Source organism: Flavobacterium sp. GT3P67 (assembly GCF_004349155.1).
Taxonomy (GTDB): Bacteria; Bacteroidota; Bacteroidia; order Flavobacteriales; family Flavobacteriaceae; genus Flavobacterium; species Flavobacterium ranwuense.
The window spans coordinates 124,351-146,480 of the sequence record NZ_SMLF01000006.1 but is presented as its reverse complement, the minus strand read 5'-3'; the positions used below and the strand labels follow the sequence as shown (position 1 = coordinate 146,480).

The window sequence follows — 22,130 nt, the reverse complement described above, 5'->3', positions numbered from 1 at the left end:
CTACTTATGAAAGCAAAGAAAAATATGATGGTGGGTTTACTTTGTCTATTGCTCCTTAGTACTCCTGCTAGACCAGCAACAACGTTGGCAGCTATTCCAATAATTGGAATAATAAAAGATGCCGTAGCCATAGTGATAAAAGCAATTGATCTCCGCATCCAGCGCTTACAAAACAAAACGATTTGGTTGCAGAATGCCCAAAAGAAATTGGAAAATGTCTTGTCCAAAGTGAAACTGGATGAGATTTCCAATTGGACACAAAAACAAAAAGAGTTGTATAAAGAGTACTACGATGAACTCGCAAAGGTCAAATCTATTATTACTTACTATCAGCGAATAAGAGACATCACCCAAAAGCAGATCCGACTTGTTGCTGAATATGAAAGAGCTTGGAAACTGTTTCAGCAGGACAATCATTTTACGACCGATGAATTGGCATACATACAAAAAGTATATTCTGGGATTTTGAATGAAAGTATGAATAATATTGATCAGATATTTTCAGTTGTAGACTCTTTTACCTTGCAAATGAGTGATGCTAAAAGACTTGAAATCATCAATACAGCATCCGATCAGATTGATGGGACTTATGATGACCTATCTCGGTTTAACAGGCAAAACATACAATTGAGCCTTCAAAGAGCAAAATCAAATAACGATGTGAATGCCATTAGGAAATTCTACGGTATTCACAATTAAAAAACTAAAGTCATGAAAAAGATAACGGTTTTGATATTCCTTATGGGACTTTTTAATGGAAACTTGCAGGCACAGGCAAAACAAAGAGAAGAACTTTTAAAGCAAATTGCAGCCTTTAAAGTGTATATCGAATATGCTCAAAAAGGGTATTCCATCGCAAAGAAAGGGCTTAACGTGATAGGTGATTTCAAACGAGGGGAACTGGATCTTCATCTTAATTATTTCAATTCTCTAAAGGCAATTAATCCAAAGATAAATAACTATGCCAGAGTTGCTCAGATCATTTCACTTCAAGTAAAGATTCTGAAGAGTTATGGTCGCACCATGAGCTATGTGAATCAAAACGATTTATTTCACGGTGACGAAGTGGCGTATGTTAAGAGGGTATTGGATGGACTGCTTAAAGACTGCAATGCGACAGTGGATGAACTTACAGCAGTACTGACAAAAGGTAAGCTGGAGCTGAAAGATGATGAGCGATTGGAGCGGATTGATGTACTGTATCGCAACATGCTGGACAGTCAAAGCTTTTGTGAGGATTTCAGCAATCAAACCAGAATGATGGGTTTCTCCAGGAGCGCTGAATATAAAGATGTAAAAACCAGCCATGCGTTGCAGGGCGTAAAAGACAATATACCATGAAACGACAACTGATCGTACTGATCATACTGGCGGGACTGCTGTTTCCCAGTCGAGCTGCTGCTCAATCTCAAGAAATGCAACAGCTAATTCTGAATATCGAAAAGCTAGCTCAATTCAAACAGATTCTGACTGATATGAAAAAAGGCTATCAAATTCTGAACGGAGGCTATAACATTGTTAAGGATTTGTCGAAAGGAAACTTTAGTCTGCATGAAACATTCCTTGATGCGCTGATGCAGGTCAGTCCTACCGTTCGAAAGTATAAGCGGGTAGGAGATATCATCCTATATCAAGTGCTGTTAGTAAAAGAATACAAAGCTGCATTTAACCGATTCAGGAATAGTGGTAATTTCAATCCAGAAGAGATTGCTTATCTCGAAAAGGTCTATTCTAAGCTATTCAAAGAGAGCATAAGAAATCTGGATGAGTTGACCTCGGTCATTTCTGCCAATACCCTGCGAATGTCAGATGATGAAAGACTTGCCACTATTGACAAGGTATATGCAGACATGCAGGAGAAGCTCTCTTTTCTACGAAATTTTAACAACAGTACTTCCGTATTAGGCATTCAACGAACTAAAGAGCGCAATGACATCAATGCAATGCGTAGCATCTACAAAGTAAATAATTAAATACAAATTGTTATGATGAAGAGGAGCAAGGTTATACTATCTGTAGCCGCAGGGTTGGTGTTGCCAGTAACCAGCCATGCACAAGGAATGGCGGATGACATGAGCAGCTTGCATAGTGTACTGGACCAATTGTATGACGAAATGGTGCCTCTCTACAGCAACCTTATCGGAGTCGGGCAGGGAATAGCAGGATTTGGAGCCATTTGGTACATCGCCTCCCGGGTTTGGAGGCATATTGCAAGTGCTGAACCCATCGATTTTTATCCGCTTTTCCGTCCATTTGTGATCGGATTCTGCATAATGATTTTTCCTTCGGTGTTGGATTTGATTAATGGAGTGATGAAACCCACGGTTACAGCAACCGCATCTATGGTGGAAGGCTCTAATAAGGCTATTGGGCTGCTGCTTAGAAAAAAAGAAGAAGCGATCAGAGAAACGGACTCCTGGAAAATGTATGTGGGAGCAGATGGCAGTGGCGATCGAGACACATGGTACAAATACACGTATGATGATGCCAATCCTTCTGAGGAAGGAATTATGGAAGGAATTGGAAATGATATGAAATTTGCTATGTCTAAGGCCTCGTTCAATTTTCGTAATTCAGTAAAGGAATGGATGAGTGAAGTATTAATGGTGCTTTTTGTAGCTGCTTCACTTTGTATTGACACCCTTAGAACGTTTCAGCTTGTGGTACTCTCTATTTTGGGACCGTTGGTTTTTGGTATATCCGTTTTTGATGGTTTTCAGCACACACTGACGGTTTGGCTGGCTCGGTATATAAATATCTATTTGTGGCTTCCCGTGGCGAATATTTTTGGCAGTATCATAGGAAAAATTCAAGAAAAGATGCTTCAACTGGATATTACACAAGCGAGCGAGTATGGAGATACTTTTTTTAGTAAAACAGATATGGCCTATCTGGTGTTTATGATTATTGGCATTATCGGGTATTTCACCGTTCCCTCCGTAGCTAATTATATAGTGCATGCAGGTGGTGGCGGGGCATTAGGTCAAAAAGTGACCAGTATGTTCAACAACTCGGCAAATTCTGCAGTTAACAGCGCGTCTTCAGGTGCGGGAATGGTGATGGATGCTATGGGTAATGCTGCTGGACGAACGTCTCAAAGTCTATCTGAATCTAGTGGCTCCTCACCGTACTTCAAAGATAAAGACAGTTATATGGGAAATAAATTAAAAGGCAATTCCTAACCTCTAAAAAACGGATTATGTTTAGCAAAATGAAAAATATTGATACCGCCTTTCGGCATGTTCGAGGCTTTACTATCGTGGTGGTAGTCGGAAGTATTATAATGAGCTGTTTTGCTCTGTATAAGAGTTTCGGTATGGTGGCTCAAATGCAGGGTAAAGTTTATATACTGGCCAATGGTAAAGCATTAGAAGCGTATGCTTCGGATAGAAAAGACAATATACCGGTAGAGGCAAAAGATCATGTAACAACCTTTCACAAGTTATTCTTCACCCTAGATCCCGATGACAAAGTCATAAAAATCAATGTAACCAAAGCGCTGTACCTCGCAGATGACAGCGCAAAACGGATTTACGATGATCTAAAAGAGAATGGGTATTATTCCGGTATTATTTCCGGAAATATCAGTCAAACATTGCACGTGGATAGTGTTACTGTAGACATCAATAAGTATCCCTATTATTTCCGATGTTATGCTACTCAGAATATCATTAGAACAACCAGTATTGCACACCGTAGTCTTATTACAGAAGGGAATCTTCGGAATGTATCGAGGAGTGACAATAATCCGCATGGCTTTTTAGTCGAGCGATGGAATACAATTGAAAATCGAGATTTGAGTACTGAGAACCGAAAATAAAAACAGTTCTGCTATGCGTTACAAATTTAAAAATGGGACTACAAAAGACCCTCTTCAAAAGGATCGTGTTACAAGCAAACTACTGCAACAATTTGATGAGGCCAATCTTCGACTTCAATATAGGTTTGCTCATTGGTTGGAACGCAAGACTGTGACCTGGTCCCGTAAAAGTTGGATTTTAATTTTAATTCTTTTTACAATATTAACCAGTGGAAGCAGTGTTTATGTAGTTATAAAAAGCCTTTCACAAAGTGAGGTTAAAGCCATCCGTGTTATACCAATTACAAAATTGGTAAATAGTAGGCAAGCCGATAGTAAAAGGGACCTGCTAAAAGGGTCAATCAGTTCATCTGAATTTGAAAAGATAGTTCGCTTTCGCAGGTATTTGGACAGTTTGTTGCGCAGCCCAACTGGACAAAAAATAAAGGATAGCGTCATCCAATACCGACCGGGCTTACTGGACAGTCTAACAATCGTAGAAAAGTATTATCAATCACAATTTAAAAAATAATAGCATGGAAGCAAAAATGAAATCGGCAAAAATGTTGAGACAGCGCAAAATACTCTTAGTAATGCCATTACTGGTATTACCCTTTATCACTATTATTTTTTGGGTATGCGGTGGCGGGAAAATGGATGCTGCTAACTCTGTAGCGGTTGAAAAAGAAGGCTTTAATATCAAGCTTCCTGATGCAAACTTAAAGGAAGGTCTGAATTTGGACAAAATGCATTACTATGATCAGGCAACGCTTGACTCGATAAAGCTCGACGAGCTGATCAGCAAAGATCCTAACTATCTCAGCGGGGATTTTCCGATGGATTCAACTAAAGAGAGAGGCACTACTAATAATCGCAACCGTCTAGAAAAAGGCGGTAAGGGACTAAATTCTCTGATGTACCGTGATCCAAACGAAGCAAAGGTGCATGAAAAGTTGGAAGCGTTGCAAAGAGTTATTAATACGCCTGTTACTGCTTCAAGAACAGGACGAAACTATGCAAATAGCAACGGAAGTGTGTTGCATTCTGAAGAGGTTATCAAGCTGGAGGAAATGATGCAGTCCATGAATACTCAAAATAACGAGCCAGATCCTGAATTGAAACAACTTAGCGGCATGCTGGAAAGTATTCTGGATATACAGCATCCTAATAGGGTTCAAGATAAATTAAGAAAGGCTTCTCAAGCACAAAGAGGACAGGTGTTTAGCATTGCAGCTACAAGTGAGGAGAACCATATTTCTTCCTTGAATACTAAACTAAGGAATCAGGCAGATTCTGACGAATGGTCTAAAGGAAATTCATTTTATTCCTTAGAAGAACCTGCAAGTACAGATTTTCTTAAAAATGCAATAGCCGCAGTTATTCATAATACACAAACAATTGTGAATGGTTCTACAGTAAAATTGAGGCTTGTTGGTGCTGTTTTTATTAACGGAGTTCAGATTCCGAAGAATACCTTTCTATTTGGATTAGCATCCCTAAAGGGAGAAAGACTCCTAGTAAAGATTAATAGCATTCAATATAACAACTCGTTGTTTCCGGTGGACTTAAACGTTTTCGATTTAGACGGAATCAGCGGAATTTATATTCCGGGAGCTATTAACCGTGATGTGGCCAAAGCAACTGCGGATCGTTCAGTACAGACCTTAGGTGTTGCATCTTTAGATGATTCTTGGGGAGCACAAGCCGCGGGGGTAGGTATTGAGGCCGCTAAAACCCTTCTTAGCAAAAAAGCCAAGCTCATTAAAGTAGTGGTAAAGGCAGGTTACCAAGTTTTGCTTCACGATGAACAGCAAAAGCAAAATAATTCTAATCAAAACTAAAAATTATAAATTATGAAAAAAGTAAGAACAGTGGTTATGATGTATGTAATACTCTTTACCATCGGCGCATTTGCGCAGCACACAAGTAAAAACTATTTTGTGAACATCGAATCGGATTCTGTATCGATTGGGTATTCAAAAACAACAAATATTGTATTCCCATATGCAATTAAAAGTGTCGATCTCGGCAGTCAGGATATATTGGTTCAAAAAGCGAAAGGGCTTGAAAACATATTGCAGATTAAGGCCGCAAAAAGGGAGTTTATCCAAACAAATCTTACAGTAGTAACAGCTGATGGCAAATTGTATTCTTTTGTTCTGAGTTATAATGAGCAATCACCCCAATTGAATCTTTCTATCAATAAAACAAAGGCGGAAGGACAGGAAATTTATTTTTCAGATGAAAGTAGGAACGGAGAGGAGATCGAGGAGTATTCCAAGTTGGCTTTTTATGATAAGAAGAAAATAAGAGGTGAAAACGAAAATAAACATGACATCAAATTGCAGCTGAATGGAATTTTTATTCAGAAGAATATGATGTATTTCAGGATAGCAGTCCGAAACAACTCTACTATAACGTATGATATTGACCAACTCCGTTTTTTTATTCGGGACACTAAAAAAGTTAAACGAACCGCTTCACAGGAAATTGAAATTTTACCATTTTATATTCTTAATGATGTAGCAGCAATTGATGAAGAATCGGAAAATACATTCGTGTTTGCTCTGCCTAAATTTACCATTCCAGAGGAAAAGTATTTGGCAATACAGCTATTGGAAAAGAATGGAGGGAGGCATTTAGAATTGGATGTAAAGAACAAAAAAATTGAAAAGGTTACAGTTTTACCTACACTGTAGAAATTAATCACTTAAATTAAAAAGTCATGAACGAGAAAAATTTTGAATACCTGCGCGATCAGGTAAAGTACACCGGTTTCGGTGAAGGATTAGAAAGCGAATTAAAGGAAAAAATGCAACAGCAAGAACCTAGTTTCAGTTTGTCACACAATGCTCATTATGGCACTGATACTGCTACCGTAACTTTGAATTTTAAGAAATCGGATCAGAGTGATATGTATTTCTTTAATTCTTATAAGGTGGATTTGCAAAAGGACAATTCTAAAGAATCGCTGGAGCAGACTTTCTATATCAATAAGGGTAGTAATATTACCATGAAGGAAGCCTACAACCTTATGGAAGGACGGGCGGTGAATAAGGATTTGACCAGTAAAGAAGGTCAGGTTTATAATTCCTGGGTACAAATGGATTTTAAAGAAGCTGACAGCAATGGTAATTTTAAGCTGAACCAGTACCACCAGAATTATGGATATGATCTGGAGGCTGCACTATCTAAACATCCCATCAAGGAACTCGATACTGCTAAATTTAAAGATGACTTAATGGATTCCCTAAAAAAAGGAAACGTACAATCAGTCACTTTCATGAAAGACGGTCAAGAGGTGAAGCATTATATTGAGGCAAATCCTCAGTTCAAAACCATCAAAGCGTATGATGGAAATCTGAAACGTATTGACAACCGTCAGACCAAAGATGAGAAGCAATCTGAAGGACAAAATACATCAATGAAGCAGGAGAATAAAAGACAGAATCAAAGTGCCGAGGAAGATGGACCTGCCGCTCCCCAAGAGGCCAAAAAAAGAAAAAAAAAGCAGTTTAATTCAATGTAGCTTCTGATGGAACTAATGAAACCCTTATCTGATTTCTTCAGAGCAATAACAACTGATTATCGAATAAGCATTACGCATATTGGTATTTATGTCGCACTGTTGCAGTTTAGATTAGATTAGATAAAGGTTTTATCAATCCTATACAAGTGTATCGGTATCAGATTATGGATATAGCCAAGATTTCTTCACCTAAAACATATTACAAATGCATGCGGGAATTAAGCGAGTACGGTTATATTAAGTACGTTTCAACTCGCAAGCGAAATCAGGGGAGTACCATTTATTTTCTAGATAAAGGAAGTTAAGTTAGTATACTAATAATTTGTAAAAGCCCCTTAGTGGGCTTTTTTTATTTTAAAATTATGAAATTATGAAAAATGTAAAAGAGAAATGTAAGAATGTCGATGAATTAATTTCTAAAAACTTTGTATCAATGGAAGAAGAAAAAGAACAAAAAATTGTAAATTTATTTATTGAAATAATAGTGTCAATTACCTTAAAAGAATATTATGAAAAGAGCGATACGATATTTGAGATTCAGTCAATTGGGTCAGAGTAATGGGTCGATTGAAAGGCAAGAGCTTTATACTGATCAATGGATAAAATCAAACAACATTGAGTTAGTAGATACTTTTATTGATAGAGGTAAGAGTGCTAAAACGTTTGACCGACCTGACTTTATAAAGTTGCAGGAATTTATATCCATCCATTTCAAAAATGTAGATTATCTTTTAGTAGATCAATTGGATAGATTTAGTAGGAATGCGGGGGAAGCAATGAGCATGGTAAAAACACTGCAAAGGAAATATGGAATACAAATAGTAAGTGTGACTGAGGGAATAACATTTGACTACGAGACTCCAGGAAGCTTTTTTAGAGCAGGGTTGCAATTACTTCTAGCGGAAGAGGACAATATAAATAGAAGTGTCAAAATTAGAGGGGGGTTATATACAGCAAGAGCCAAAGAAGGAAGATTTGTTCATAATTCACCACCATTTGGATATCGGAAGGAGGGTGAAAGAAAAGAACGTGGTCTGGTGGTAGAGGAGAAAGAAGCAAAAATAGTAAAATTCATTTTTGATATTTATTTAAGAGATACACCGCTTTATATAATTAAAGAAAAAGCAAGAGAATTAGGTTTTAATAGGAGTGGAAATAGCGCAATCGAAAGAGTACTTACTAACCCTACTTATGCAGGGCTATTAAACGTTGAGGCTTTTAAAGAACATCCAGGAGGGCTTTTTCCTGGGATACATGAACCTATAATTGATATTACAACATGGCAGATGGTGCAACGTAAAATGAAAAAGCCAGAAAAAGTAAAATCAATAATAGATGACCAAATTCCTTTAAGAGGAATATTAAAATGCCATTGTGGCAATATTTTAACTGGTGCTCCTTCTCGTGGTAAATCGGGTAAATATTTTTATTATTATAAATGTAGGTGTCCTAAGCACAATAATATAAGTGCTCTTAAAGCACATACTCAATTATTAAATGCTTTGCACTTGATGAGTATTTCAGAAAAAATGCTACTGGATATAAAAAAAGGTTGCACGGCAGCAGTAGATAAAGAGATTAAAAATAATAGCGAAAAATTGATTCTAAGAAAGGATGAGTTATTAGATGTAGAGGCAAAATTATATACACTTGAGGAAAAGTGGATCAGTAATGAAATTTCAAGAGAAACATACAATAGATGGTACGCAAACTATAATTACTCTTCCTTAAACTTAAAAGGGGCTATAGAACGGTTGAGTTCCAATGTAGGAGACGTATATAAAATCTTGCGAAAAAATATGGATTTACTTACCGATATACCCTATGTCTACAGTAAAGCATCAACTCTTCAAAAAAGAGAATTTATTAGTATGGTGTTCGACACTAACTTATACTATGAAGATGGGGTGTATCGAACACCTACTATGTTAAGTATTTTTTCTCATAATCACTTGTTAATGAAGGATAAAGGATGTCTTGTTTACGAAAAAAGACGGGATGATTTGTTAATCATCCCGTCCAGTGGAGTCGCCGGGAATCGAACCCGGGTCCAAACAAGCAACTAAAAAGCTTTCTACGCGTTTATTTCCTGATTGGGTTTTCGATAATGTGCTAGGCCAGAAACAGCCACACAATACTTATCTTCTTAATTTCGAAATCCACCCGAAGCTTATGGAAATCTAGGTTTAAATTTACGATTCACCTTTATCGACCGCTATAAACCAAAGCTTTCGAGGTAAATCCTGCTTCCCTATCTGATAGGGACGAGGCTAATCTTACTATGATTCAGATTATGCAGCAAGAGCGTAGTTTCCTTCGCCGTGTATGTGTTTTGAAACCTTTTATTAACGAGAATTGTCCCAGTTCTCGACGTGCTTACTTCTCAATTCGACTTGCTGTCAAAACCAGTCGACCCCTTTTTTATTTCAAAATCCAAACTTGAATTTTGAATTTGCAAATGTACACTTTTAAACTTGAATTAGTAGTGCTAAACTACCAACTCTATTTCAAAAATCATTCCTTTATTTATTCGTCTTTTAATTTGAACGGATAGTCCCCAAATAAAACGGCTAACTTCCTAACGTCATATGTTTTTCGGGTAAATTTATTGGATAGTGCAATAATGGTAACGCTTTCTTTTCTTAAAGTAATATAAGCCGATGTGTTACCATGCCACCAACCGTTGTGGAAATAAAAATTTTGCCCTGTCTCCCAATTGACCATTCTAATGCCAAGACCATAGTTTTTAGTGCCTTTGCGCTCATTGCTATATCCTTTGTATACTTGACTTTGCAGCTCAGGTGTTAAAAAATCAGAACTATTTCTCGCTCTGTCAAATTTTAGTAAATCACGCGGTGTAGAGTAGATATTCTTATCTCCATAAACCGCATCTAAATAATCTTTCCCTATCTCTACTTTATTTCCTTTATAGGAAGTAACAGCAGTATCTTTATCCCTTTCATAGTCAAAAACATACGTATTTTTCATGCCTAATGGTTCAAAAATAATCTGTTTCATAGCCTCTTTGTAAGGGAGTTTTGTGGTTTTTTCAATTATTAATGCCAACATGGCATAATTAGTATTGCAATAACTAAAACGAGTATCGGTTTTAAATTCTAAACCAATGTCCTTTGTAGCCATGATAGTCAGGATATCTTGATTGGTAAGTATGTTGTGCCTATCCCAAATAGTTTTGTCACGATCCGTAAAATAGGCATAATTACGCATACCACTTCTGTGATTCAACAATGTTTTTATCGTAACATCCGGATAAGGAAACTCTTTCAAGATGGTATTCACCTTTTGATCTAAGTCAAGTCTTTTAGCATTTATTAATTTTAAAATAGCGGTTGCCGTAATTACTTTACTCACAGAGGCAATGTGTAAAGGAGTGGATTTAGTAATTAATGTTTTATCTCTGAAATTAGCGTAGCCTTCGTACTTTTCATAAATAATTTGACCATTCTTAGCAACTAGAAAGCTTCCGTTTGCACTATTGTTAGGCCAGTTTTTTTTATAAAAAGAGTCAATGGATGTCTTTTTTGAATTAATGTATTCAGCAGTTAATTTTGTCTCTGGTTTGCTTAACGGCTTCATCTTAGGTAATGTACTCTTTGGGAGTTGGGCATCATTTAATTCTATTTTCTTTTTCTCCTTATTGCATGAACTCAAAACCAAAAAGAGGAGGAATATATGTAGTATATTTGTTTTTTTTATAAAATTCATTTCTGTGGTGCTAGAAAGGCAAATATATAGAATCAATGTCTTTTTGGACGCTGTTTTTTCCAAACCTTAACACTATTTTATCAGTAGATAGGAATCACAATTTTTGTATCATTTTGTACATCAGTGAATAGTAGTTTACAGCCTGCAGATTTTAATAAAAAAATAAATGCAATTTAGTTTAAATTGTTATATTTGTAACAAATAAACCAAATAAAGTTATAATAAAAACAAATCAAAAGCATAAAAAAATATGAAATTCGGAATATTAAAAGAAAGAAAGAACCCGCCTGACAGAAGAGTTATTTTCTCACCAGATGAATTGGCCAGATTAAAACAGCTATTTCAAGGCGCTACTATAAAAGTAGAAAGCTCTGATATTCGGGTGTTTACTGATATACAATATAAAGAATCAGGAATTGAAGTGACCAATGATATCAGTGATTGTGATGTTTTATTTGGAGTAAAAGAAGTTCCTGTAGAAAATTTAATTCCTAATAAAGCGTATTTCTTTTTCTCTCATACCATAAAAAAACAGCCTTACAATAGAAAGTTATTGCAGGCCATTTTAGAAAAAAATATTGATTTATACGATCATGAAACTATTGTAGACTCTCATAATCGCAGGTTAATTGGTTTTGGACGTTATGCCGGAATAGTAGGTGCATATAATAGCATAAGAGCTTTTGGAATAAAATTCGAATTATTTAAATTGCCAAAAGCAGAAACACTTTCTGGTAAAGAAGCCTTAATCACACATTTAAAAAGATTGGTATTGCCACCGTTAAAATTCGTGATTACGGGTACAGGAAAAGTTGGTAATGGGGCAAAAGAGATTCTGGATGCCATAAAAATAAAAGAAGTTTCAGTCGAAAATTATTTAACAAAAAACTACACACAACCCGTTTACACCCAAATTGATGTATTGGAATATAACAAACGTAAAGACGGCCAAATATTAGACTTCACTGATTTTTATGATAATCCACAGGAATATGTTTCTAATTTTGAACGATTCACTAAAGTTTCGGATATTTATATTACGGGACATTTTCATGCCAATGAGGCTCCGGTGATTCTTTCACGTGAAATGCTACAGTCCAAAGATTGCAAAATCAAAGTAGTTGCAGATGTTTCCTGTGATGTCAATGGTCCAATAGCATGCACGCTAAGATCATCAACAATTGCGGAACCTTTATATGGGTATTTGCCAAATGAAGATAAAGAAGTTGATGTTTTTCATCCTGCGGCAATTGTAGTTATGGCGGTTGATAATTTACCCTGTGAATTGCCAAAAGATGCCAGTGAAGGATTTGGAGAAATGTTTATGGAGCATGTAATTCCTGCATTTTTCAATGGAGATATAGAAGGGATTTTACAAAGAGCTAAAATTACCGAAAAAGGAAAACTGACTCCAAGATTTAGTTATTTACAAGATTATGTAGATGGGAAGTAAATGCTGTTTCTTTAATATAATAGACAAACCTGCAATGTAATGTTGCAGGTTTTTTTTATGGAAATTTATAGGTTAATAAATTGGCTTGGTTTTGAAATATTATAAATCAATTAACACCTCAGAATTTAATGAGTTTGTCTAAATGCCTAATTTTGTTCAAAATTAAAAATTTATAATGACTAAAAATATTCCAATTTCCCTATTAGAATTAGCGATAATTACCGAAGATAGCAATGCAAGCGAAACATTACAAAAAACAAAAGAACTGGCGCAACTGGCAGATAGTTTAGATTACAAACGATTTTGGTTAGCCGAACATCATAATATGGCGCACGTAGCGAGTTCTGCCACGGTTGTTTTGATTGGTTATATTGCCAGTCAAACCCAAAATATCCGTGTAGGTTCAGGCGGTATCATGTTGCCTAATCATGCTCCGCTAATTATTGCTGAACAATTTGGTACGCTTGAAACACTATATCCCAACCGGATTGATTTAGGATTAGGAAGAGCGCCCGGAACAGATAGTTTAACAGCACAAGCCATTCGGAAAGACTTCTTCGAGCAATCGCAGCGATTTCCTCAAAATGTTGCCGCTCTTCAGGATTTTTTTTCAGTGGATAATGCTACTGCAAAAGTGAGAGCTTTTCCTGCTGAAGGGACTAAAGTTCCCATTTGGATTTTAGGTTCCAGTATGGATAGCGCTGCTTTGGCAGCTGCCAATGGATTGCCGTATGCCTTTGCGGGACATTTTGCACCAAAACAAATGCAACAGGCATTTCAATTTTACCGAGATAATTTCGAACCTTCGCAATATTTAGACCAACCCAAAACGATGGCATGTGTAAACGCGATAGCTGCCGATACCGACAAAGATGCCGAAAAATTATCGACCAGTTTGACTCAAATGTTTCTGAATTTGATTCGGAATGATAGAAAACCATTGCAGGCACCAGTTGATTCCCTTGATGGAATTATGAGTGAAGAAGAACATTTTCATGTAAACCAAATGACTTCTTGTTCATTTGTGGGAAGTAAGAAGAAATTGAAAACAGAATTGAAGCAGTTTATCGAATATACGCAAATTGATGAATTGATGATTACCAGCCCAATTTTTAATCATGAAGATAAATTGAAAAGCATTCGAATTATGAAAGAAGTTATTGACACTATTAAATAACGTTTGATAGTTTGATAGCTTTAAAAGTTAAAAACCCTGCAATTTTATATTGCAGGGTTTTTAATTTAGTAAAGATGCACTGCAGTGCATCTCTACAATATAAAAAATTATTTCAGGCTTCCCACCATGTCTTCTGGTTTAACCCAAGCATCAAAATCTTCCGGAGTTACATACCCCAAACGAACGGCTTCTTCTTTAAGCGTTGTTCCGTTTTTATGTGCTGTTTGAGCAATTTCAGCTGATTTGTAGTACCCAATTTTAGTATTCAAAGCCGTAACTAACATCAATGAATTGTCAACCAATTCTTTAATACGTTTGTAGTTAGGTTCAATACCTTGTGCGCAATGTTCGTCAAAAGACATACAAGCATCACCAAGTAATCTCGCTGATTGCAAGAAATTTGCAGCCATCAATGGTTTGAAAACATTCAATTCATAATGACCTTGCATTCCACCAACAGAAATGGCAACATCATTCCCCATAACTTGTGCGCAAACCATCGTTAATGCTTCACATTGTGTTGGGTTTACTTTTCCTGGCATGATTGAAGAGCCTGGCTCATTTTCTGGAATAAGGATTTCTCCAATTCCTGAACGTGGTCCTGAAGCTAACATACGTACATCATTGGCAATTTTATTCAATGAAACCGCCAGTTGTTTTAATGCTCCGTGTGTTTCTACGATTGCATCGTGTGCAGCTAAAGCTTCAAATTTATTTTCGGCAGTTACAAATGGATGTCCGGTAAATTCAGCGATATATTCAGCCACTTTTACATCGTATCCATCAGGAGTATTTAATCCTGTTCCTACCGCTGTTCCTCCTAAAGCTACTTCTGATAAGTGTGCCAAGGTATTTTTAACTGCTTTCAAACCGTAGTTCAATTGCGCTACATATCCTGAAATTTCTTGTCCTAATGTAAGTGGTGTAGCATCCATTAAATGCGTACGACCTATTTTAACCACATTATTAAATTCAACCGCTTTCGCATGAAGTGTATCTCTCAATTTTTCAACACCTGGAATCGTGATTTCTACAACCGCTTTGTAAGCTGCAATGTGCATTCCGGTAGGGAAGGTGTCGTTTGAAGATTGTGATTTATTTACATCATCATTGGCTTTGATAAATTGCTCGCCTTCGCCAATGTTGAATCCTTTTAATACTTGCGCACGATTTGCAACAACTTCATTTACGTTCATGTTACTTTGCGTACCTGAACCAGTTTGCCAAATCACCAATGGAAATTCGTTATCTAATTTTCCAGCTAGAATTTCGTCACAAACAGCTCCAATAGCGTCACGTTTATCGACTGGTAAAACACCTAAATCACAATTGGCATAAGCCGCCGCTTTTTTAAGATAAGCAAAACCTTCAATAATTTCTTTTGGCATGGAAGCCGATGGACCTATTTTGAAGTTATTTCTGGAACGTTCTGTTTGTGCGCCCCAATACTTGTCAGCAGGAACCTGCACTTCACCCATGGTGTCTTTTTCTATTCTGAATTTCATTTGTTGTTATTTATAAGTAATTATGTAGTTTAATTCGTTTTTAGCCCCGATGGCAACGGAAATCCTTTTCTTTTTGCTGCCAAAAAGAAAAGATTAGAGTGTACAGCGGGAAACATCTCCAAATTCTGAGCTCAAAAATACGGATAATTCCTTTTTTATAAAAATTGATTGGTAGTTTTTATGTTTTTTTATTGGTGCGAAAAAGAATTAAACTTACATTTGTGGCTACATTCAAAAATTCCGGAAAACATGTTTGAATTTTCACAGTACTTAGGCTTTTTACTTTTCTTAACCATTCTTACTATAGGATTTTGGTTAATGTTTTTTCTTGTAGGTTTCGTTCAATATTGGATTGGCGGTGCTCTATGGGAAATGTATAAAGAAAGAAAAGCAAAGAAAGAACAATCAGTTTAATCTGTTTGTTAAATAAAAAAAGGACTCGTGAAAATGAGTCCTTTTTTTATGCTTAATATTTTACTTTTTGTATAAAAAGAGAAAGGACCCGTTTTCACGAGTCCTTATTTTTTTATCCCTGAAAGTCACCTTCATTTTCATTTTGATTTCGCTTAGGTTGTTCTTTTTCGTTTTTCGGTTTGTTAAAACGATACGTGAACGATAAGCTAAACTGTCTTTCTCTCCATTGCATTTCGCTGTAAGAGCTTACAATTCCAGGAAGATTACTTTCCATCATTCTTTTTCTGGAATTGAATACATCACTAACGTTAAATGAAAGTGTTCCTTTATCTTTTAAGACATCTTTACTGAATGCTATATTTGCTGCAAAAATCCCTAAGCTTCTTCCTTGTGCATTATTTTGCGGACCATTATAGGATGCATTTGTCTGCCAGTCAATTTTATAGGGTAACGAAATTTTAGAGGTTAGTCTTGTGGACCATGAAGTGGCTACGTTATCAAAATTTTGTACAATCACATTATTGTTAAAATCTGTATAGGTAAAATCGCCTTGAGTTTCGTTTCTGAAGAAATTGAAATTACTGTTTAATTTCCACCATTTGTATGGAGAATAGTTTAATGTAAATTCAAATCCTGTTCTATATTCAGTTGCCAAGTTGATTGGTGAACTGATTAAGATAGGTGTTCCGTTAACGAAATCTCCTGATTCTCTTCTTGCAAATTGAAAAACATCAGTAGTTTTATTCACATATAAAGAAGTATTGAAGGTCAATTTTTCCCATCTTTTGATGTAACCAAAATCAATTGCATCTGAAAATGCAGGATCTAAATCTGGATTTCCAACAAAAATATTAATGTTACTCGACAAGTTACTGAATGGGTTCAACATTCTTCCTCTAGGTCTTTGAATTCTTCGGCTATAGCTTACAGAAGCGCTGCTTTTATCGGAGATTTCATAAGTGAAGAAAGCACTTGGAAAGAAATTATTGTATTTTTTATTGTTGAAATCATTGGTTGCTAATTGATTGATTTCAATATTGGAATCCTCAAAACGCAATCCGAAAAGGGCTGAGAATTTATTGATTTTTACACCATATTGTGTATAAATCGCATTAACTTTCTCCTTGTATTCTAATGTATTTGTGAAGTTATTATTGATTATGCCATCATTTTCAACGCTATAATCGGTAAGTAATTCTGAGAAATCACCTCGGTATCCTGCTTCAAACTGGCTTCCTTTTCCAAAAGGCAATACATAATCCATTTGAAGTAAATTTCTGCTTTGAGTTTGATTGTTGATTGTATTGTCAAATTTCACCACACTTGTATTAGTGGCTGTGTCTGTAATTATAGCATCGTTGATGTCATCATTTGTAGAGAAGGAACCGTCAATTGTTAATTTATGACCGTCTTTTTTAAATTTCTTAGTGAAGTTTGTTGCAAATTCTACATTTTCACTATCGCTATTTTCTAAATTGATACGATTACGGGTATAGTCATAATTAAAACCTGCATCATAATTATTTTGGAAAACGTTATCAACGTTGATTCCATTACTTTTTCTGTAGTTGAAGGTATTGGTCCAGGAAAGACTCTCGCTTAGATACCACTCCATACCAAAGTTTCCATTATATCCTTTATTGTCTCTTTCGTTTTCTCGAGTTTCATTTACATAATTACGAGTTGTATTATCAGCATTTAAATATCTTGAATCTGTAAATGCATTTCCGGGGTTACTACGATCATTGTATCCTTGAGTAGTAAAAAGATTAAAGTTTTTTGATTTATAGTTTAATGTACCGCTTAAACCATACGTTTCAGGGTAGCCAGTTGAAGCTATAAAAGTTCCGTTTAAACCTTGATTTTTTCCTTTTTTCAAGATGATATTTAATAAACCACCACCACCTTCGGCATCATATCTTGCAGATGGATTGGTAATAACTTCTACTTTGTCAATCGCATCGGCTGGAATTAATCGCAAGGCTTCAGCAATATTAATAGCATTTGATGGTTTTCCGTCAATAAGTACTCTTACGTTTTCGTTTCCACGAAGACTTACATTTCCTTCAACATCAACAGCAACTGAAGGAATGTTATCTAAAACATCACTAACAGTTCCTCCTTTTACCATAAGGTCGTTTCCTACGTTGTATACTTTTTTGTCTAATTTTATTTCAACGGTTGTTTTTTCGGAACGAATAATAACCTCATTCAATTGATTGGCATCTTCTTCTAAACTAATTACCCCTAAATTAGTACTTGCTTTAAGATTTTTCTGTTTGATTTCATTTAGTTTGAAAGAGATGAATTCAATTTTTATATCGTAAATACCGGGCTTAATCTCAATATCAAACTCTCCTTTTGGATTTGTAATACCTCCAGCAACTGGTTTTGGATTATTGGGAATCAAAAAAGTTATTGTTGCGTATTCAAGGGGTTGCTTGCTTATTTTTTCAAGCACTTTTCCAGTAATTTTAATTTTTGAACTTGGACCTTGTTGAGCAAAACCGAACAGGGTAGTAAAAAAGAGAACAAGAATTAAAACGGATTTCATTTTTTTCATTTTTAAAAACTTTGGTTACAAACTTTAGATTGTAAAAGTAGAATTTGGTTTAATACTAGAAATCACAAAAAAATGTTAATTATAAAATTCGAGGTTTTACAAAATAAAAGCTGCTACTTTGTCTAATTCACGGCCTATAATTGCTGTATTTCCATTGATTACAATTGGTCTTTCAATTAGAATTGGATTAGAAATCAGGGCTTGAATAATTTGTTTATCATTCATTTCTTGGTCTTTAAAATTTTCTATCCAAATTTTTTCTTTTTGACGAACTAATTCAATAGGTTTTATATTTAGTTTTTGAATGATAGCAGACAACTCTTCAAATGAAGGAGGGTTTGTCAAATAATTGATGACTTCAAACTCTTTTTCTGATTTTTCTATAAATGCCAGACAATTTCTAGATTTTCCGCAGCGTGAATTATGGTATATTTGTATCATATTTTATTTATATTGGGTTATTGTAAATTGGCATATCAAGGGTTATCATTGATGTAACAAAAGTAACATTTGCCAAACTAATTCAGTATAAAAACTAAACGAAAAATAGATGTTCATAGAACAAGGAATAAAAGCAGAAAATAAGTTTTGGAAATATATTTTAGGATCGTTATTAATAATTTTCGCTTCATTTGTGGGTCAGGTGCCACTTTTGATTGGGGTCTTATATGAAGCATTTTTCAATGGAAAGCCTTATCCAACGAGTAATGAAGCTGTAATGCGTTTTTTTGACCCTAATTTGACTTTGTTTTTAATACTGATTTCATTCGTTTTTATTATGGTTGGCATTGTGCTAGTAGTACGTTATTTGCACGGACAAACGATGCTTTCGATAACAACATCGAGAGATAAAATAGATTGGAAAAGAGTTGGATTTTCTTTTATGATTTGGTCCATTTTTACAATTGTCTCCACATTGCTATTTTATTTTTCTAATCCCAGCGATTTCGTAGTCAATTTTAAACCAATTCCATTTGCAATTTTAGTTGTAATAGGTGTACTTTTAATTCCTATTCAAACCAGTTCCGAAGAATATATTTTCAGGGGATACTTGATGCAGGGATTTGCCAATCTTGCCAAGAATAAATGGTTTCCTTTATTAATGACTTCGGTTATCTTTGGAGGAATGCATATTTTTAATCCTGAAGTATCCAAAATTGGTCATATTGTTTTAGTGTATTACATCGGGACCGGTTTGTTTCTGGGTATTATTACGTTGATGGATGAAGGAATGGAGCTGGCTTTAGGATTTCATGCAGCCAATAATTTAGTTGGTGCTTTACTCGTTACATCAGATTGGTCAGCGTTCCAAACTAATTCTATTTTTAAGGACATTTCGGATCCTTCAGCGGGATTAGATGTAATAGTACCGGTAGTTCTTATTTACCCAATACTTTTATTTATCTTTAGTAAAAAATACAATTGGACTAATTGGAAAGAAAAATTAACAGGAACTATTTAAACATTAAAACGCTTCAATAATTTAAAATAACCGGAATCATGATCGATACAATAAAGTACCATAATGTCCACAACCTCTTTAAACTAAATGGATATCATCTGAATCGAAATGATTTATGCAGAGTAGCGTACAGTTTTATAAAAGAAGGAGAGGAGTTCGAAAAATCAGTGGGAGATTTTATACTCGATTGGTTTGATAACAAATCGTATATTGAAATGAATACTTCCGGGACAACTGGAACTCCTAAATTGATTCGTGTCGATAAACAAGCTATGGTCAATTCGGCAATTGCTACGGGTGATTTTTTCGATTTAAAACCTGGAGATAAGGTATTACATTGCTTACCCACAAAATATATAGCTGGAAAAATGATGTTTGTGAGGAGCTTTATTCTTGGTCTCGATATTGATTTTGTTGCGCCAAGTTCTCATCCGATGTTGCAAAATGATACCAAATATGATTTTGTAGCGATGGTCCCTTTACAAGCTCAAAACTCTTTGTCGGCATTAAAGAATGTGAAAAAGTTGATTATTGGAGGAGCTAAAATGAGCAAAACACTAGAAAAAGGACTTTCTAAATTAAAAACGGAAGTCTATGAAACCTATGGTATGACTGAAACTATTACTCATATTGCAGCCAAAAAGATAGGGGAGGAGGCTTTTTCAATTTTGCCAAATATTAAAATTAGCCAAGATGATAGAAATTGTCTGGTGATTGATGCTTTAAAAATTTCAGATGAGCCCATTGTCACAAATGATTTAGTGGAACTGGTGGGCGAAAATCAATTTGTATTTTTAGGACGTATTGATAACGTAATAAATAGTGGTGGAATCAAATTAATTCCGGAGAAAATTGAAGATAAGCTATCCGATAAAATTAACTCAAGATTTTTTGTAACTGGAAAACAAGATGCTGTTTTAGGAGAAAAATTAGTTATCGTTATAGAAGGTGAAAAACAAATACTAGACGAGACTATTTTTGATGGTTTAGACAAATATGAAAAGCCTAAAGAGGTGTTTTATGTTTCTAAATTTATTGAAACCGAAAACGGGAAGATAAAACGCAAAGAAATTGTAGAAAGTATATAAATTGTTTTTAAATAAAAAGCATCCTCTAAATGGATGCTTTTTTATTTAATTATTGTTGCATTTTAAAATAATAATCAGCTGAATTTTTTCCACTTCCGTAGAATAAGAAAAACACACATAATCCTAATACCAGTAATGCCAAAAGTAAATTTTGTGAATGCATTTCTCCCATGAAATTTACTATAATAGCACCTATTAGTATCGGTAGTTGCGCCATTATCGCCCATCTTGTCAATAAACCAAATGCAATCATTATACCACCTACCATATGTGCTGGAGCAATGTAATGAATGAGGAACATTCCACCTCCAATTCTGTCAATTGGGGATATTAGATCATTTAAATATTGGATGTTCGTTATAAAAGAGATTCCTTTCATAAACAAAAATACACCAAGTGCTATTCGTACCAAATCTACGGTTAAATATGTGTGCGCATTCGCCCATTTGTTTAAATTTTTTACGTTGCTCATAATACTATAGTTTAAAATATGTAGTACTAAGTTACTGATTTTTAATTAAATAATTTAAAATTGTTAAAGAAAACTAAATTTCGAATATTTTTCTTATTCAAATGAATAGTAATCTAGCTTTTGTAAATAAATCACTACTAATACCAACTTAATTTATAATTGCAGCGTAAGTAAAGATGTTAAATTTTAAAAAATGATTTCGTAATTTTAATAATAAAGTAAGCCTTACTTAATTTAGGAATCGATAATTTATTCTTAAACCAAGGCTGTTTTCAGCATGTCCATGAGCCAAAAACTGAGTCAAATCCATAGATAAGTTTACTTTGGTTTTTTTAGCACCAATGATAAATGACTTCCCAAAATACAGACCCGAACATAATCCAAATTGTTGGTCACTGGCATATTCAGATACAAAACCCAATCCAATTTTACCGTCTTCGTCTGAAAGTGCGTACCCTACGCCGGTTTCGACTCCCCAATACCAATTTGAATTTAAATTAAATTGAACATTTGGTTTGATGCTGAACAAGCTAAAGTTACTGTGTAAAGCTCTTTCTTCCAATGTGCTTTCGGGAGTAAGTATTCGACTATTTTTTTTAATGAATCTGTAATCATAATCGAATCGAATTCCGAGTTCTAATTTTCTGGAAATTATTTTTCCAGCTCTTACATTTACGCCTACAGCAAGTCTGTGACTTCGATACATTTCTATATGTACGGGCAGTGATAAGTTTAAACCTGATTCTAGATAAAAAGGTTTCTTATCCATTGACAAAATAGCATTTTCGGTTTTATTTTGTGCATATATAAACTGCCCCACTAACAATAATACTGTTGTTAGTAAAACCAAAATCTTTTTCATTTTCTTTTAATTTTAAATAATTAAAACGAATTAGGTTAAGACTTTTTATGGCACTGTAAATGCTTTTAGGAACTATATTA

General features: G+C 35.0%; 21 protein-coding genes and 1 other RNA gene. 15 read left to right on the top strand and 7 right to left on the bottom strand.

Annotated elements, in window-relative coordinates; all coding sequences use genetic code 11:
- Positions 1–6: 6 nt before the first annotated feature.
- The 11 genes from E0H99_RS11225 (at position 7) to E0H99_RS17235 (ending at position 9,394) form a co-directional block, all read left to right on the top strand.
- Positions 7–699, top strand: coding sequence for a conjugal transfer protein TraI (locus tag E0H99_RS11225; protein ID WP_131995344.1), 693 nt, complete (start codon positions 7–9; stop codon positions 697–699).
- A 12-nt stretch (positions 700–711) separates the two neighbouring features.
- The gene (locus tag E0H99_RS11220) at positions 712–1,341 is read left to right on the top strand and encodes a hypothetical protein (RefSeq protein WP_131995341.1); all 630 of its coding nucleotides are present in this window, start codon (positions 712–714) and stop codon (positions 1,339–1,341) included.
- Entirely contained in the window at positions 1,338–1,973 is a 636-nt protein-coding gene (locus E0H99_RS11215; RefSeq protein ID WP_131995338.1) for a TerB family tellurite resistance protein, read from the top strand. Before E0H99_RS11220 ends, E0H99_RS11215 begins: the two co-directional genes overlap by 4 nt.
- Before the next feature lie 12 nt (positions 1,974–1,985).
- Complete coding sequence (traJ, locus tag E0H99_RS11210) at positions 1,986–3,182, top strand: conjugative transposon protein TraJ (RefSeq protein WP_131995335.1); 1,197 nt, start codon at positions 1,986–1,988, stop codon at positions 3,180–3,182.
- Between the two features lie 17 nt (positions 3,183–3,199).
- The gene (gene traK / locus E0H99_RS11205) at positions 3,200–3,820 is read left to right on the top strand and encodes a conjugative transposon protein TraK (RefSeq protein WP_131995332.1); all 621 of its coding nucleotides are present in this window, start codon (positions 3,200–3,202) and stop codon (positions 3,818–3,820) included.
- A 13-nt stretch (positions 3,821–3,833) separates the two neighbouring features.
- Positions 3,834–4,331, top strand: a complete 498-nt coding sequence (locus tag E0H99_RS11200) for a hypothetical protein (RefSeq protein ID WP_131995330.1) — start codon at positions 3,834–3,836, stop codon at positions 4,329–4,331.
- A gap of 4 nt (positions 4,332–4,335) precedes the next feature.
- Entirely contained in the window at positions 4,336–5,640 is a 1,305-nt protein-coding gene (gene traM, locus E0H99_RS11195) for a conjugative transposon protein TraM (protein WP_131995327.1), read from the top strand.
- 12 nt (positions 5,641–5,652) lie between these two features.
- The gene (traN, locus tag E0H99_RS11190) at positions 5,653–6,498 is read left to right on the top strand and encodes a conjugative transposon protein TraN (RefSeq protein WP_131995324.1); all 846 of its coding nucleotides are present in this window, start codon (positions 5,653–5,655) and stop codon (positions 6,496–6,498) included.
- A 26-nt stretch (positions 6,499–6,524) separates the two neighbouring features.
- Positions 6,525–7,328, top strand: coding sequence for a hypothetical protein (locus tag E0H99_RS11185; protein ID WP_131995321.1), 804 nt, complete (start codon positions 6,525–6,527; stop codon positions 7,326–7,328).
- Positions 7,329–7,698: 370 nt separating this feature from the next.
- On the top strand, positions 7,699–7,887 hold the full coding sequence (locus E0H99_RS11175) for a hypothetical protein (protein ID WP_131995318.1): 189 nt from the start codon (positions 7,699–7,701) through the stop codon (positions 7,885–7,887).
- Positions 7,838–9,394, top strand: coding sequence for a recombinase family protein (locus E0H99_RS17235; protein ID WP_165930290.1), 1,557 nt, complete (start codon positions 7,838–7,840; stop codon positions 9,392–9,394). The genes E0H99_RS11175 and E0H99_RS17235 overlap by 50 nt, the downstream gene beginning before the upstream one ends.
- Here the strand turns inward: E0H99_RS17235 and ssrA are convergent.
- Positions 9,349–9,745, bottom strand: a transfer-messenger RNA (tmRNA) gene (ssrA, locus tag E0H99_RS11165). The two genes, E0H99_RS17235 and ssrA, sit on opposite strands and share 46 nt — an antisense overlap.
- Before the next feature lie 109 nt (positions 9,746–9,854).
- Complete coding sequence (locus E0H99_RS11160; protein ID WP_131995315.1) at positions 9,855–11,054, bottom strand: serine hydrolase domain-containing protein; 1,200 nt, start codon at positions 11,052–11,054, stop codon at positions 9,855–9,857.
- Positions 11,055–11,304: 250 nt separating this feature from the next.
- On the opposite strand from E0H99_RS11160, the gene E0H99_RS11155 reads away from it, so the two are divergent.
- On the top strand, positions 11,305–12,507 hold the full coding sequence (locus E0H99_RS11155; RefSeq protein WP_131995312.1) for an NAD(P)-dependent oxidoreductase: 1,203 nt from the start codon (positions 11,305–11,307) through the stop codon (positions 12,505–12,507).
- A 175-nt stretch (positions 12,508–12,682) separates the two neighbouring features.
- Positions 12,683–13,684, top strand: a complete 1,002-nt coding sequence (locus tag E0H99_RS11150) for an LLM class flavin-dependent oxidoreductase (RefSeq protein ID WP_131995309.1) — start codon at positions 12,683–12,685, stop codon at positions 13,682–13,684.
- 107 nt (positions 13,685–13,791) lie between these two features.
- Here the strand turns inward: E0H99_RS11150 and fumC are convergent, their stop codons facing one another.
- The 3 genes from fumC to arsC all read right to left on the bottom strand — a co-directional run bounded on the left by fumC (position 13,792) and on the right by arsC (position 18,607).
- The gene (gene fumC, locus E0H99_RS11145; protein ID WP_131995306.1) at positions 13,792–15,189 is read right to left on the bottom strand and encodes a class II fumarate hydratase; all 1,398 of its coding nucleotides are present in this window, start codon (positions 15,187–15,189) and stop codon (positions 13,792–13,794) included.
- A 526-nt stretch (positions 15,190–15,715) separates the two neighbouring features.
- A complete protein-coding gene (locus tag E0H99_RS11135; RefSeq protein ID WP_131995303.1) occupies positions 15,716–18,166 on the bottom strand; it encodes an outer membrane beta-barrel family protein in 2,451 nt (816 codons plus the stop codon).
- A gap of 96 nt (positions 18,167–18,262) precedes the next feature.
- A complete protein-coding gene (gene arsC, locus E0H99_RS11130; RefSeq protein ID WP_131995300.1) occupies positions 18,263–18,607 on the bottom strand; it encodes an arsenate reductase (glutaredoxin) in 345 nt (114 codons plus the stop codon).
- 109 nt (positions 18,608–18,716) lie between these two features.
- Here arsC and E0H99_RS11125 point away from each other — a divergent pair, with 109 nt between their 5' ends.
- Both E0H99_RS11125 and E0H99_RS11120 read left to right on the top strand, forming a co-directional pair.
- Positions 18,717–19,628 carry a CPBP family intramembrane glutamic endopeptidase gene (locus E0H99_RS11125; protein WP_131995297.1) on the top strand — a complete coding sequence of 304 codons (912 nt, stop codon included), beginning with the start codon at positions 18,717–18,719 and terminating at the stop codon, positions 19,626–19,628.
- Positions 19,629–19,666: 38 nt separating this feature from the next.
- Positions 19,667–20,716: an AMP-binding protein gene (locus E0H99_RS11120; RefSeq protein WP_410503709.1), complete on the top strand. Its 1,050-nt coding sequence runs from the start codon at positions 19,667–19,669 to the stop codon at positions 20,714–20,716.
- Positions 20,717–20,765: 49 nt separating this feature from the next.
- Here the strand turns inward: E0H99_RS11120 and E0H99_RS11115 are convergent, their stop codons facing one another.
- Both E0H99_RS11115 and E0H99_RS11110 read right to left on the bottom strand, forming a co-directional pair.
- Positions 20,766–21,188 (bottom strand): DoxX family protein, encoded by a 423-nt coding sequence (locus E0H99_RS11115; RefSeq protein ID WP_131995294.1) that lies wholly within the window; start codon positions 21,186–21,188, stop codon positions 20,766–20,768.
- 229 nt (positions 21,189–21,417) lie between these two features.
- Positions 21,418–22,050, bottom strand: a complete 633-nt coding sequence (locus E0H99_RS11110; protein ID WP_131995291.1) for a hypothetical protein — start codon at positions 22,048–22,050, stop codon at positions 21,418–21,420.
- Positions 22,051–22,130 lie beyond the last annotated feature (80 nt).